The 14,892-nt window shown below is 32.5% G+C and carries 13 protein-coding genes; all 13 read right to left on the bottom strand.

Features of this window, described 5'->3' with window-relative positions; translation table 11 throughout:
- Window positions 1-35: 35 nt before the first annotated feature.
- Window positions 36-914 carry an aldose 1-epimerase family protein gene (locus OC535_RS05265; protein ID WP_027088954.1) on the bottom strand — a complete coding sequence of 293 codons (879 nt, stop codon included), beginning with the start codon at window positions 912-914 and terminating at the stop codon, window positions 36-38.
- Window positions 915-955: 41 nt separating this feature from the next.
- Window positions 956-1,900, bottom strand: a complete 945-nt coding sequence (locus OC535_RS05270) for a DUF4062 domain-containing protein (RefSeq protein WP_498823333.1) — start codon at window positions 1,898-1,900, stop codon at window positions 956-958.
- A 115-nt stretch (window positions 1,901-2,015) separates the two neighbouring features.
- A complete protein-coding gene (gene rbfA / locus OC535_RS05275; protein ID WP_024720582.1) occupies window positions 2,016-2,363 on the bottom strand; it encodes a 30S ribosome-binding factor RbfA in 348 nt (115 codons plus the stop codon).
- Window positions 2,364-2,371: 8 nt separating this feature from the next.
- On the bottom strand, window positions 2,372-4,222 hold the full coding sequence (gene infB / locus OC535_RS05280; RefSeq protein WP_027088953.1) for a translation initiation factor IF-2: 1,851 nt from the start codon (window positions 4,220-4,222) through the stop codon (window positions 2,372-2,374).
- 4 nt (window positions 4,223-4,226) lie between these two features.
- Entirely contained in the window at window positions 4,227-4,523 is a 297-nt protein-coding gene (locus OC535_RS05285) for a L7Ae/L30e/S12e/Gadd45 family ribosomal protein (RefSeq protein ID WP_027088952.1), read from the bottom strand.
- Entirely contained in the window at window positions 4,516-4,773 is a 258-nt protein-coding gene (gene rnpM / locus OC535_RS05290; protein ID WP_024720584.1) for an RNase P modulator RnpM, read from the bottom strand. Before rnpM ends, OC535_RS05285 begins: the two co-directional genes overlap by 8 nt.
- Window positions 4,774-4,785: 12 nt before the next feature.
- The gene (gene nusA / locus OC535_RS05295; RefSeq protein ID WP_024720585.1) at window positions 4,786-6,090 is read right to left on the bottom strand and encodes a transcription termination factor NusA; all 1,305 of its coding nucleotides are present in this window, start codon (window positions 6,088-6,090) and stop codon (window positions 4,786-4,788) included.
- A 12-nt stretch (window positions 6,091-6,102) separates the two neighbouring features.
- The gene (rimP, locus tag OC535_RS05300) at window positions 6,103-6,570 is read right to left on the bottom strand and encodes a ribosome maturation factor RimP (RefSeq protein WP_024720586.1); all 468 of its coding nucleotides are present in this window, start codon (window positions 6,568-6,570) and stop codon (window positions 6,103-6,105) included.
- Between the two features lie 97 nt (window positions 6,571-6,667).
- Window positions 6,668-10,987: a PolC-type DNA polymerase III gene (locus OC535_RS05305; protein ID WP_027088950.1), complete on the bottom strand. Its 4,320-nt coding sequence runs from the start codon at window positions 10,985-10,987 to the stop codon at window positions 6,668-6,670.
- Window positions 10,988-11,056: 69 nt separating this feature from the next.
- Window positions 11,057-12,136 carry a M50 family metallopeptidase gene (locus tag OC535_RS05310; protein WP_024720587.1) on the bottom strand — a complete coding sequence of 360 codons (1,080 nt, stop codon included), beginning with the start codon at window positions 12,134-12,136 and terminating at the stop codon, window positions 11,057-11,059.
- Window positions 12,124-13,287, bottom strand: coding sequence for a 1-deoxy-D-xylulose-5-phosphate reductoisomerase (locus OC535_RS05315; protein WP_498823334.1), 1,164 nt, complete (start codon window positions 13,285-13,287; stop codon window positions 12,124-12,126). The genes OC535_RS05310 and OC535_RS05315 overlap by 13 nt, the downstream gene beginning before the upstream one ends.
- A 1-nt stretch (window position 13,288) precedes the next feature.
- Window positions 13,289-14,071, bottom strand: coding sequence for a phosphatidate cytidylyltransferase (locus OC535_RS05320; protein ID WP_027088947.1), 783 nt, complete (start codon window positions 14,069-14,071; stop codon window positions 13,289-13,291).
- Window positions 14,071-14,823 (bottom strand): undecaprenyl pyrophosphate synthase, encoded by a 753-nt coding sequence (uppS, locus tag OC535_RS05325; protein WP_027088946.1) that lies wholly within the window; start codon window positions 14,821-14,823, stop codon window positions 14,071-14,073. Before uppS ends, OC535_RS05320 begins: the two co-directional genes overlap by 1 nt.
- Window positions 14,824-14,892 lie beyond the last annotated feature (69 nt).

The raw sequence follows: 14,892 nt of genomic DNA on the forward strand, positions 1-14,892 counted from the left end.
TAGATTATAATTTGTAGATCATAAAATTTTTGTCATTATTGGTTGATTTCAATTTTTAATGCTGCTTCAAATACTTCATTAGGTTTTAAAGCGATAATTCCTTCTTTATCTTTAAATTCCCCAGTAAAATCGACATAGTCACTATGTCCAAACCAAGGTTCAATAGCAACAAGTCCACCTACATGTTTAGCCGCCCATATTCCTAAGTGTTTAAAACCGTCCATATGAACTACCAATGATTTATCATGATTCAAAGATTTTAATGCAATTTTTTTCGATTTAAAATTTTCTAAGATGATCGTATCATTACTGAACAATTTTTGACGAATAAAAAATCTTCTTTCATTATCTAAAAAACTTTCTGTTTCATGAGTGATTCCCTTTTTTTCAAGATTCAAAATTTTACGTGCCAAAGTTTCATTTTCACTAAATTCCAAATAATAATCGTTACTAGATTCATTTTCCATAAATGGACAAGCAAATGCTGGATGTCCCCCAATTTGAAAATATATTTCTTTTTCATCAATATTTGTTACTTTAAAATTACATGTTAAAATATTCTCATTTAAAGTATAAATAACATCTAATTTAAATAAATATGGATATTGTTTAACGATCTCTTCATTTGATGTAAGTGTAAAAACTACTTTCTGGTCACTAATTTGATTTGCCTGATATTCATTATGACGTGAAAAACCATGTTGCGTCATACTGTATGTCTTACCATCGATACGACATTCATTATTTTGTAAAGCGCCAACTATCGGAAATAAAACTGGTGCACTACTCCCCCATTGAATCGGATCACGACGCCACATATAATTTATTTGATCTTTTTGACCAATAATTTTAATAATTTCAGCACCTTTATTAGCTAATTGTACTTCTAAAAAATCATTTTTTAATGTAATCATTTTCTTTACCTGCATACCTTTCCAAAATAATATATCTTAAATTATTTCTTTTCAAATTCTAATAAAATCAAACAATTATACACTACATCAGTTAAATCAGAGATGATTTCACCATCAGCAGTTCTTTTTTCTTTTACAACACAGTAATTCAAACGAACTTTTACTTCTACTACATCATTAACAGCCAGTTTTTCCAGCCAGTCAGCATTTTCTCCATCAGCATAAATATATGATGTTTCTCTTCCAATATTTTCATTAGTTTCAAAATCAAGAATATTTACTTCTCGACCGATTGTATCACCAATTGTTAGACCTATGGAATTTACAATTTCACTTTTTACGGTAAATGGTTCATCAACCATTTGCAATTTTATTTTTCCTTCTTTACCAGCATGTTTTTTAGGGCGAAGATAAAATTCATTAATGATCTCTTTATTTAAATTTTCACTTTTTATTTCAAATTCACGGTTTCTTTCGATATCAAATTTAATTTTTTCCTCTAATCCGCTTAAAGTATCTACTAGATCTCTACTAACTTTATCTCTTAAATCCTCAGGTGTAGTAAAAAAACTAACAGTATGTATTTTTTTCAATTTTTCTTTAAAAGCTTTTAATTTTTCTGCTTTAATTCCGGTATCAACAAATTTAGGAGGAATTGGATGATTATCATCCAAAATATAAACTAGAGTAGGAACGTTATTTTTTATAGCCTCATTATATTCTAGTTCTGAATAGGAAAGATCAAACTCTTCATGAACTGAACCATAACGCATAGCAATGATTGAAATAAATACTTTACTTTCTCTTACCTGAGATAAACAGGTTGCTAGTGAATTACTTGGACTAGAACCAAAATATTCCATTCCTTTTACTATTTGTTCTAATCTAACGATAACTTCTTTAACTTGATCACGATATGGAATCAAATCTTCGTAGGTTGATGAAACAAAAATGGGTATATGCTGTTTCAAAATTACATTTGCCATAGTTTTCCCCTTTCTTTAATATTTTAATTATATCATTTAAAAGATTTTCCTACAACAAACAAAAAAGGTTTTGATCTTTTAGTTTCACTGAACTAATAAATCAAAACCTTAAAAATTATTCACCATGATGATTTAGATCATCTATTATCTTTTCAATCTTATTTCCATACTCTAAAGAAGTATCGTTGACAAAATATAATTCAGGCACTTTACGAATAGTAAGACGCTTAGCAAGCAATGAACGAATAAACCCTTTTGAACGCTCTAATGCCTGCATTCCCTTACGTGTATCAAAATCTTTACCTAAAAAAGTTACATAAATTTTAGCAATCGATAAATCATTAGTCAAATCAACTGCTGTGATCGTACAAAAACCAATTTTAGGATCACGTACTTCTGTTTGAAGGATCTGTGATAATTCTCTTTGAATAATACCACTAACTTTTTCTTTCTTTAAAGCCATTTAATCACCTACTTAATTTCTACTTCTTCCATGATATAGCCTTCAACAATATCGCCTTCTTTAATATCATTAAAGTTTTCAATACTTAAACCACATTCAAAACCACTGGCAACTTCTTTTACATCATCTTGGAAACGTTTCAATGATCCTAATTTACCTTCATATACAACAACACCATCACGAAGTAAGCGTACTCCACAATTACGACGAATAAATCCATCAGTAACATAGCATCCAGCAATATTACCAACTTTGGAAACTTTAATAATTTGACGAATTTCAGCTTGTCCAGTAACTACTTCTTTCACTTCAGGAGCAAGCATTCCTTTCATCGCTGTTTCGATTTCTTCAACCATCTTATAAATAATATTATGCAAACGGATCTCAATGCCTTCCTCTTCTGCTTTTTGCCGAACTTTAGCATTAGGACGAACATTAAAACCATAAATAATTGCTTTAGATGCTGTCGCTAATAATACATCAGATTCTGAAATTCCACCTGCTGTTGAACGAATTACATTAACTCTTACACCATCAACATTTATTTTTTCAAGTGAAGCTTTGACCGCTTCAGCTGTACCTTGAACATCAGCTTTAACAATAATATTTAAATCAATGACCTCACCATCTTTGATTTGTGAAAATAAATCATCAAGTGATAAAGCTGCTCCCGTACTACGTTCCTTATCCTGTTTAGCTTTCAAACGTGATTCTCCAACACTACGTGCCTGTTTTTCAGTTTCAAAAGCCATAAATTTATCACCAGCTACAGGTACTTCATTTAATCCCGTAATTTCTACAGGTGTTGCTGGTAAAGCTTCTTTAATAATTTTACCACGATCATCTAACATTTGACGAACGCGACCAAATGCCGTACCAACAACGATGGGATCACCGGCTCTTAATGTTCCATTTTCAACTAATAAAGTTGCTACTGGTCCACGTCCCTTATCTAATTTACCCTCAACGACACTACCGTATGCATAACGATTAGGATTAGCTTTTAAATCTGCCAATTCCGCAACTACAGTTAAAGTTTCTAATAATTCTTCGATTCCGATTCCCTTTTTAGCTGAGATTTCACAATACACGGTATCTCCACCCCAGTCTTCAGGTAAAAGACCATATTCAGACATTTCTCCTTTGATTCTTTCAGGATCAGCACCTTCTTTATCGATCTTATTGACGGCAACAACGATTGGAACCCCAGCTGCTTTAGCATGATCGATAGCTTCTTTAGTTTGTGGCATAACACCATCATCAGCAGCAACAACAATAATTACAATATCCGTTACCTGGGCCCCACGAGCTCTCATTGCTGTAAAAGCTTCATGACCTGGAGTGTCTAAAAAAGTTACTTTTTTTCCATTTACATCAACCTGGTAAGCACCAATGTGCTGAGTAATTCCACCAAATTCTCCTTCAACAACAGCAGATTTTCTAATTGTATCTAATAATGTTGTTTTTCCATGATCAACATGTCCCATTATTGTAACCACTGGACAACGTGGTACTAAGTCTTTTTCATCATCTACGATATCGATTTCTTCAAAATTAACTTCACTTACTTCAACATGTTTTTCAGCTTCAAAACCGTATTCTAAACATATTAATTCAACTTGTTCATCATTCAATGAAGAATTGATCGTCACCATCGTTCCTAATAAAAATAATACTTTAATAACATTAGCAGGTGTTTGACCAATTTTTTCTGCTAATTGTCCAACTGTGATTCCTTCTTCATATACAATTACTCCATCTTTAACTACTTCTTCTTTCTTAGTAGGAAAATTAGATTTCAATTGTTTCTTTTTTGATGCACCCTTTTTATTTTTTGAATGTTTATTTTGTTTTACCATAACTTCACCCTCCTATCTTTTCTTTTAAATTTTTAGCAAATCCTCTATCTGTAATTCCTATTGCGACACGATTATTTTTACCGATTGCTTTAGAAAGTTCACTAATGTTACTAGCAATAACATAATCAACATTATAACTAGTACATTTATCTGTAATCTTCTTCTTACTATTATCACTTGCATCACTAGCAATAACTACGAAATATACCCCATTAGATCTAATTTTATTTATTAATGTTTCTCCTGTAACGATTTTACGAGCCCGACTAGCTAGACCTAAGGTATTTAAAAAATTATTCATTTGCATATTTTTCCAATTCTTCAAAAATCTGCTCAGGAATTTCAACTTGTAAAGCTCGGGCTAAAACTTTTTTCTTTTTTGCCGTTTCAAAAGCTGCCTTACTTCTTTTTAAATACGCACCACGACCATTCATCTTTCCCGTCGGATCAACGAATACTTCGCCTTCCTTATTACGAACGACCCTTATCATTTCTTTTTTTGGCAACTGTTCTCCAGTAGCCAAACATTTTCTCAATGGTATTTTACGCAAGATCATCACTCCTTAATCAGCATCATAATATTTATCATATTCATCATAATCGATTTCTTCATCATACTTATTGTAATCATCATCTAAATCTTCAAAATCTTCATATTCAAAGACTTTTTTAACTGGTGTCACTTCAACTGCTTCTGTTTCATCATCTTCAATTGCTTCAGCTGCTGTCTTTTCTAACATTTCTTGAGCGAATTCTTCTTCAAAGCCAGTATCAACAGGTGAATCTTTTGGTTCATTATCAATTTCATCTAATGTCACTAAACCAAGTTCTAAAGCTTCACTGACTGATTTTATATCGATCTTCCATCCCGTAAGACGTACTGCTAAACGGGCATTTTGACCACGTTTACCGATTGCTAAAGACAACTGATCATCAGGTACGATTACTAAAGCACTATGATCATCTTCATTAACAGTAACATATTTAACATCAGATGGACTTAAAGCATTTGAAATAAAGACAACTGGATCACTACTCCAAATAATAATATCGATCATTTCACCATTTAATTCATCAACGACATTTTTAACTCGGCTTCCTTTAGGTCCTACACATGAACCAATTGGATCAACATTTTCATGGCTAGTATAAACAGCTACTTTACTTCTTTCGCCAGGTTCCCGAGAAACAGCTTTGATTTCAACGATTCCTTCATATACTTCAGGCACTTCTAATTCAAATAAACGCTTAACAAAATTTGGTTCGGTTCTACTAACGACAATATGAGTTCCTTTTGTACCACGATCAACATCATTAACATAAACTTTCAAATGTTGACCTTCTTTGATCTTTTCACCAGGAATTTGTTGATTTATTGCTAAAAAAGCTCCAGTTTTACCAATATTGATAATTGCAAACTTATCTTCTACCCGATCAACGATTCCCGTAATAATATCATCTTTTTTATCTGCAAATTCATTATAAAGTGTTTCTTTTTCAGTTTCGCGAATTTTTTGTCTAAACAGCTGTTTAGTTTGAATTGCTGCTAAACGCCCAATATGTTCAACATCAGCTTCTGTTTCAACAACATCTCCTACTTTATAAAAAGGATTGATAGCTTGAGCTTCTTCTAAAGATAATTCAATATCTTCATCTTCAAGATCTTCAACTACCGTTCTTAATTCAAATAGTCTAAACTTACCCGTTTTTTCATTAATTTCAACACGGACATTAGCATCAGGATTTAAATAATTTTTCTTGTATGCTTTTGCAATTGATTCTTTTAACATATCTAAGAAAACTTCTTTTTCAATTCCTTTTTCTTCAATTAATAGATTTAATGCGTCCATGAATTTTTTACTTGCCACTTTTTTTTCCTCCTAAAATTTCACAGCTAGTCTAATAAATTTAATATTGTTATAGTCAATCTTAATCTTTTTCTTAATATTTTTGACCAAATATTCAAATTCAATCACTTCATCTTCAATTGTCTTAATATAACCTTCAACTTCATCCATCCCCGCAATCGGATCATAAAATTTAGCATAAACATATTTACCGATCGATTTTTTAACCTGTTCAAATGTTTTTAACGGTTTTTCGATTCCCGGTGAAGAAACTTCCAAATAATATTCTCCTTGAATCGGATCTTCTTCATCGAGTTTCTGGCTAATCGCTTCACTTACAGCTACACAAGTATCCATATCTAAAAATCCTTCATTTTTTTCAATAAAGATTCTAAGATACCACTCCCCTTTATCTTGAACATATTCAATATCATCAAGATAAACATCGTTACTTTGTAAAATTGGTTCAATCATCATTTTAATCTTATCCAAAAGTTCCATCATTTCACCTCTATTCAATAATAAAGAGTGGGTTGCCCCACTCGCTTCCTATGAAACTGTCTATATAATAGCACATTTTAATTTATATTGCAACCTTTTAAAAAAGTGATAATTGATTTCTTTCCTGCATCCCATTAAATACACCCATTTTTGTAAGTGTCTTAATATGTGAATTATTTAATTTAGTTCGTTTGATAACATCTTCTTTTGACAAAAACGGCCCTTTTTCACGCGCTTCAATAACAGTTTTAGCTACCGCATCACCTAAAGCATCAATAGCACTAAATGGGGGAATCAAAGCATGATCATCATTAGGATCAAGAATAAACTTACTCGCTTGTGAATATTCCAAACTGATTGGACTAAAATGGAACCCTCGTTCAATCATCTCTAAAGCAATTTCAAATACATCCCATAATCCCTCATCTTTATTTGAAGCACTTCGCTCAGCTCGAAGCCGCGTAATTTCTTCACGTCTTGCCATGATGGCATCTTTTCCTTGGATCAAGGTATCTATTTCATAAAAATCACATCTTGTCGAAAAATAAACTGCATAATATTCGCGAGGATAATAAACTTTCCACCAGGCTACTCGAATTGCTGAAAGAACATAAGCCACTGCATGGGCTTTGGGAAACATGTACTTGATTTTTTTACATGAATCAATATACCACTGTGGTACGTTATATTTTTTCATTAATTCTTCATACTTTTTCTCCGGAAAAACGGCTGGTGATTTTCCCTTACGAACACATTCCATAATATCAAATGCATCTTTATTTGGTAAGCCCTTTTCAATCAAATAAACCATGATATCATCACGACATCCGATTACTTCCGAAAGCGTACAAGTTCCTGATTTAATTAAACTTTCAGCATTGCCCAAATAAACATCCGTACCATGAGATAATCCTGAAATGATAACTAGATCACTAAATGACTTAGGCTGCGTTTGATCCAGCATGCCGCGAACAAAAGTCGTTCCAAACTCGGGTAAGCCCAGCGCACCATTTTTACAACCAATAAAGTCTAGATTACAGCCTAAAGCTTCACTACTAGTAAATAAAGACATTACTTTTTTATCATTCGTGGGAATCGTCTTAGGATCGACTCCGGTTAGATCTTGTAAAGCTCTAGTAACCGTAGGATCGACATGCCCTAAAATATCAAATTTTAAGACATTGTCATGAATCGCATGGAAATCGAAGTGTGTCGTTTTCCATGCTGCCGTTAGATCGTCGGCAGGATATTGGTAAGGAGTAAAATCAAAAACATCCATATCCCGAGGAATGACAATTATTCCCCCAGGATGCTGTCCCGTAGTTCGCTTGACACCACCACAGCCAGCTGCGATTCTCTCTAATTCAGCACTTCTGATCGTTTGATCAGTCCCCATTAATTCAGCATAGCCCTTGGCATAACCATAAGCAGTTTTTTCCGCTACTGTCGAAATTGTTCCGGCTCTAAAGACATGATCTTCACCGAAGATTTCTTTAGTAAAAGCATGGGCATTAGCTTGATATTCACCTGAGAAATTAAGATCGATATCTGGTACTTTATCAGCATTAAAACCAAGGAAGGTTTCAAAAGGAATATTGTGTCCTTCGCCTTTCATTATCTTTCCGCATTTAGGACAAACCTTATCTTCAAGATCATAACCATCGGCAATAACACCTTCATCTAAAAATTCACTATAAGAACAATTCAAACAAACATAATGTGGCGGTAACGGATTAACCTCGGTAATTCCTGACATCGTGGCTACAAAAGAAGATCCTACCGATCCCCTTGAACCAACCAGATATCCATCATCATTAGATTTCTTTACTAATAAATGGGAAATATAATAAATGACCCCAAAACCATGTTTGATGATGTTACTTAATTCTTTTTCTAAACGCTTTTCAACGATTTCTGGTAAGGGATTACCATATGTTTTATAAGCTGTTTCATAACAAAGTTTTTTCAAATTTTCATCTGCACCATCAATTTTTGGCGTATATAATTTATCATGTACTGGTTTGATTTCTTCAATCATATCAGCAATTTTATTAGTATTAGTTACAACGTATTCATATACTTCTTCTTGTGGTAAATAAGGATAACATTCCAGCATCTCATTTGTAGTTCGTAAATACTGAGAAGGATTTTTAGCTTTAGGATTACGACGATCACATAAGGGATGTGCTTTATGTCCTATTCCGATTGTCGGGTTAGAAATAAAGACATCTCTAAAAATCTTATCTTTAAGATCTAAAAAATGAACATCTCCGGTAGCAACGATCAGTTTATTTAATTTTTTAGCACAATCGACGATACGATGTAATGACTTAATTAATTCATCACGATCTTGAAGTTTACCTCGTTCAATTAAATGATAGTAATCTTCTAACGGCTGAATTTCTATATAATCATAAAATGCCATGGCCTTTTCTAATTTATCATCAGAAAGATTTAAAGCTGCTTCAAAAACATCACCATTATAACAGCTGCTGCCATAAATCAAACCTTCATGATAATATTCCAAACGCTCTTTAGGAATCCTTGATTCACCATGAAAATATTTAGTATTAGCTTCACTTACTAATTTAAACATGTTCTTTAATCCCGTTTTATTTAAAGCTAACGCTGTCATATGATAAGGATAAACAATTTTATAAACATCATCACCTGTTAATTCACATAAATCTAATAAATTATATTTTCCCCCCTGCATGATTTGATGAATCATCAAAGTAAAAACATCACCTAAAACCTGAGCATCATAATCAGCACGATGGGCAACTTCATCATCATAATTAACCCGATAAGTACGACAGACATTTCCCAATCGATATGATTTCATTGGTTTTAAGATAGCTCTTGCTAGAGCTAATGAATCAATGATTGGATTAGTTATTTCTGGTAAATTATTTCTTCTTAAATTCTCATTTAAAAAGCCAATATCAAAATTCGCATTATGAGCAACTAAGATACAATCATCAAAAAATTCTAAAATATCCGGTAAAATGGCATCAATAGTAGGTTCATTTTTAACCATATCATTAGTAATATTAGTAAGATTAGTAATTCTAGAAGAAATTATCTTGCCAGGATTAATAAATCTTTGCATCCGGTCGATGACCTCACCATTTCTAATTTTTACAGCACCAAATTCCGTTATGCCATCATGAATAACTGAAAGACCAGTTGTTTCTAAGTCAAATGATACATATGTGGCGTGTTCAATTGAAGTATCGATTGGATTATAGACAATATTTAAAGTTGGATCGATCATATTGAACTCTACTCCATAGATCATTTTGATACCCGCTTTCAAACTAGCCATTTGAGCCTCAGGAAAAGATTGGACATTTCCATGATCTGTCACTGCTATAGCCTTATGTCCCCATGATGCTGCCGTATTTATATATTGACTGATCGTTCCAATACCATCCATTGCTGACATTTTTGAATGTGTATGTAATTCAACTCGTTTTGTCTCACATGTATCCTTTCTTGCGGCAGGACTTTTAATTACTTCAACTTCACGCGCCATCAATACTGTTTCATGGGCAAAACTATCAAAACGTGCTTCACCGCGCACTTTGACCCAAACATTCCCTTTACCAATTACTTTTAACTCTTCAAGGGAATTATTAGAATTATTTTCAAACCTTTTAACGATAATAGAATCTGTATAATCAGTTACCCAAAGACTTTGAATATGCTTTCCGGCTCTGGTTTTAACCATATCCGTTTTAAATACATATCCCTTGATCACGATATTATTCTCCATCGTTTGATTAGTTATTTCTTCTATCTTCATTTCAATGACATTACCTTTTTGACGGTAATTGTTTTTATAATTATTTTCCTGAACAGGTGGTTTTTCGTTTTTTTGTAATAATGACATATCTATTTCTACTGGTTCATAAGCTTCCATTTCTTCTTTGATATCTTTGAAAATATCATTATTTTCATCGATATAAAAATCAAATGGTCTATCGATACCAACTCCCGCAAAAAGAGTTTCAATTTGACTTTTTAATTGGGATAGTTGTTCTAGCTGGATTTCGTTACAAGTCTCTATTTTTATAATTGATCCAATTTTAAAACTATCTATTGTTAAAGTTGAACAAACTGGATATTCTTGTTTCAATTTTTCTAAAAGATATCCTACATATGGTAATAATTGCTCAACTGTAAAATCAGTATTTTCATAATTGATGCGATATTTTACAGGATAGGGAAAATTTTGAGCTCCCTGCAACAACAACTGATATTCATCAAATGGTATTAGCTGTGGATATGATAAATAGAACGTATAACTATCATCCTTACCAACCACTACTTTCGATATAAGACCTTTTTTTAAAAACTGTACTTGTTCATCAATCTTTAAATTCTTTAATAATATTAATAGTCTATCCTCCATCATCTCACCTCATCGATCTTTAAATTCATATTTGTTATTATAACATAAGAAAAGGGAATTAATTTCCCTTTAACTAAATATTCCCGAAATATCATTGATCGTTACAAAAATCATCAAGCCAAAAACAAATAATAAACCAATAACTTGAAGTACATATTTAAGCTTGATTGGCAGTTCACGACCAATGATCTTTTCTACTAATGCAAAAAGCACTTGACATCCATCTAAACCAGGAATCGGAAGTAAATTAAACATCCCAATATTGGTTGAAAAAAGCGCTAGTAAAATGAGAAGCTGACTGATCGAACCTGTTTGGGTAATTTCTGAAGTAACATTGTATATACCAACAGGACCTGATAACTGCCCTATTGTATTAGCCGAATCAGTTATTAATTTCCCTAAAGTAGTAAAAATCAACAATGCCATTGTTTTAAATTGATCCAAACCATAGTTGATTGCTTCAAAAAAACTTAATCTTCTTGTCGCAGCTTTAATTCCCATAATATAAGAATTAGTATCCTGGTCATAATTAGCACTAACATTCTTGGTCATTGTCTTACCATTACGAACGATCTCAACTTTTAATGAAACTTGACTGCTGTCAGATTTCAAATTAGAATTATCTAACACTTTTTGAATATCACTAAACGAAGCAACAATATTTTCTTGATCATTATAAGTTATCTTAGAAATAGTATCGCCGGCTTCTAAGCCTGCCATCATAGCTGGACTATCTGGAACAACCGTACCAATTTCTGAGGTGTTAGTTTGAACATTGATAAAACAATATACACTAATTAAAATAACTAATGATAAAACAAAATTCATGAAGACGCCAGCTAAAAAGACAACACATTTCTTCCAACAGCTAATTCCTTTTAAAGTTCTTTCAAAAGGAACATCTTTAAATTCCTCAATATCATTATCTGCTTCTCCAGCCATACTAACAAAACCGCCAATTGGCAAAGCTCTAATTTCATATTCAGTTTCCCCAACTTTTCGTGAAAACAATTTAGGCCCCATACCAATTGAAAATTCGCTACAATATACACCAAATGATTTTGCTGTTAAAAAGTGTCCTAATTCGTGGACTAAAACAACAATTCCTAATATCAATATAAAAACAACAATATTTATTAATGTTTGCATCCATCTTCTCCTATCTCTTTTAATACAAAATCACGAGCCCAAGCATCAACTTCAATTAACTGCTGTAAAGTTGGCTCTTTAATAGTTTGATGGCAAGATAAAGCTTTTTCGACTAATTCTTCAATTTGTAAAAACTCAATTTTACCATTTCTAAACAATTCATTGGCTTGTTCATTTGCACCATTTAAAACACATGGTTTACTACCACCTTCACGCCCTGCCTGATATGCTAATGCTAAAGCTCTAAAGCGTTTAAAATCAGGTTTTTTAAACGTTAAAGCAGCAATCTTAGCTAAATCTAAACTCGCACCACCAGCTAAGACATCACGTTCAGGATAAGTTAAAGCATATTGAATCGGTAGACGCATATCAGGATTACCTAGTTGTCCAATGACTGATGTATCAACAAATTCAACCATTGAATGAATGATACTTTCAGGATGAATCAGTACTTCTATTTGATCATAACTAACATCAAAAAGCCATTTAGCTTCAATAACTTCCAAACCTTTATTAAAAAGAGTAGCACTATCAATAGTTATTTTAGCTCCCATCGACCAATTAGGATGATTCAAAGCTTCCTGTACACTTACACCTACAAGCTCTTCGCGACTTTTATCGCGAAAGCTGCCACCACTAGCAGTTAAAATAATCTTTTTTATCTGCTTTCTATTTTCTCCATTTAAAGATTGAAAAATAGCTGAATGTTCACTATCAACTGGTAACAATTTAACATTATTTTCTTTTACCAGCTTAGTAATTATATGCCCTGCAACTACTAATGTTTCCTTATTAGCTAAAGCAATATCTTTATTAGCTTTGATTGCTTCAATTGTTGGTAATAAACCGGCAAAGCCAACGATTGCATTTAAAACAATATCGACTTCACTCAATGTTGCTATTTTAATCAATCCCTCGGTTCCATGATAAATATATTTATGGGGATATTTTTTTTGTAAATAAGTGGCATCTTCTTTATTAACCACACAAATATATTCAACATCGATCATCTCTAAAATCTCTTCTACTTTTGCAATATTGAATCCTGCTGACATTGCCTTGATCTTAAACCTGTCAGAATGATTTTTGACCACATCAACAGTCTGCATTCCAATTGATCCTGTTACTCCTAAGACTGTAATATTTTTCATTTTATAACCTCACCATCACTAAAAAGAAACTTAACACAAGTGCATTAAATAAAATACTGTCAATTCGATCTAAAATACCACCATGCCCAGGTAATAAATTTGAATAGTCTTTAACGCCAAAATGACGTTTCACAGCACTAAAAACTAAATCACCGATTTGGCTTGTAAGAGTTAAAACAAAACATGCTACGATCAAAATTGAATTTGTTTTTAAAAGTCCAAAATACCCAGCAAAACTAACTGCCAGCAAAGTTCCTAAAAACACCCCGCCTATCGATCCTTCAACAGTTTTCTTTGGTGATAATCTAGGAATTAGTTTATGTTTTCCAAAAAAGACACCCGCAAAATAAGCTCCTGTATCACTACCATAAGTAGCTAAAGCCAATAATAATAAATACTGAAAACCATAAACATCACGAAGTGACATCAATGCATGTAAACCGGCACAAATCAGTACCCCCATCGTAAAAATATAACTTGTTCTTTCAATCGTTAAAGTCTCATCAAATATCGTTGCTGCAAATAAGACAACCAAATAAAGCAGTATCCCATAAGAAGCCAAAAACAAATCATTTTGATCAAATAAAAAACCATAACTAAAAAATAAAAATACTAAGGGATAAATATATAATTTAATTTTAGGACGAGTACAAATATGAAGCATTTCATAAACCGACAGAGCTAGTACTACACCTACTAGTCCCTTAAAAAAGTAACCACCTAAAATAACACATGGCAAAGCTACTATCAATAAACAAATAGCCGTAATTATTCTTTGTTTCATTATTTTAATCCTCCAAAACGCCGATCTCGATTTTGATACAGCCAAATCGCTTTACACAATTCTTCTTCATTGAAATCTGGCCATAATACATCTGTAAAAACAAATTCGGCATAAGCTAATTGCCATAATAGAAAGTTAGACAAACGCTGTTCACCACTCGTTCTAACCATCAAATCAACATCTGGTAAATCTTTAGTCATTAATTCACCAGCAAATAACTGTTCATCAATATCATTAATATCGATCTCACCCTCTTTTAGTTTGATAGCAATATTCTTACCAGCATTAACTATCTCATCACGTCCACCATAAATAAAGGCAAAACATAATTTTAAACCAGTGTTATGCTGTGTTTTTTCAATTGCTTTATTAATGATATCCTGAGTTTCTTGAGGCGCCATATCTAAATGACCGATCGTACAGATCTTAACATTATTTTCCATCAATTCTTTCATATATGCATCAAAAAAATCTTTTGGCAGTTTAAAAATATACTGAACTTCATTTTCAGGACGCGCAAAATTTTCTGTTGAAAAAGCATAAACAGTCATTGCTTCCACCTTTAATTCATTGCATTTTAAAGCAATATCACGAATCGTCTTAGTTCCTTCATGATGTCCATATGTACGAGGCATTTTGCGTTTCTTTGCCCATCTACCATTGCCATCCATAATAAAAGCAATATGTTTCGGAATATTATTCAAATCAAGATCTTGATAATCTTCTTCTTTTTTATCTTTTTTAAAAAACATTTGTTGACCTCCTGTTTAACTATTCGAGATTATACCATAAATAGACTATAAAAAAAAGATGCTAAATCT

The organism is Clostridium sp. Marseille-Q5894 (assembly GCF_946902305.1).
In the GTDB taxonomy this organism is placed as follows: domain Bacteria; phylum Bacillota_I; class Bacilli_A; order Erysipelotrichales; family Coprobacillaceae; genus Thomasclavelia.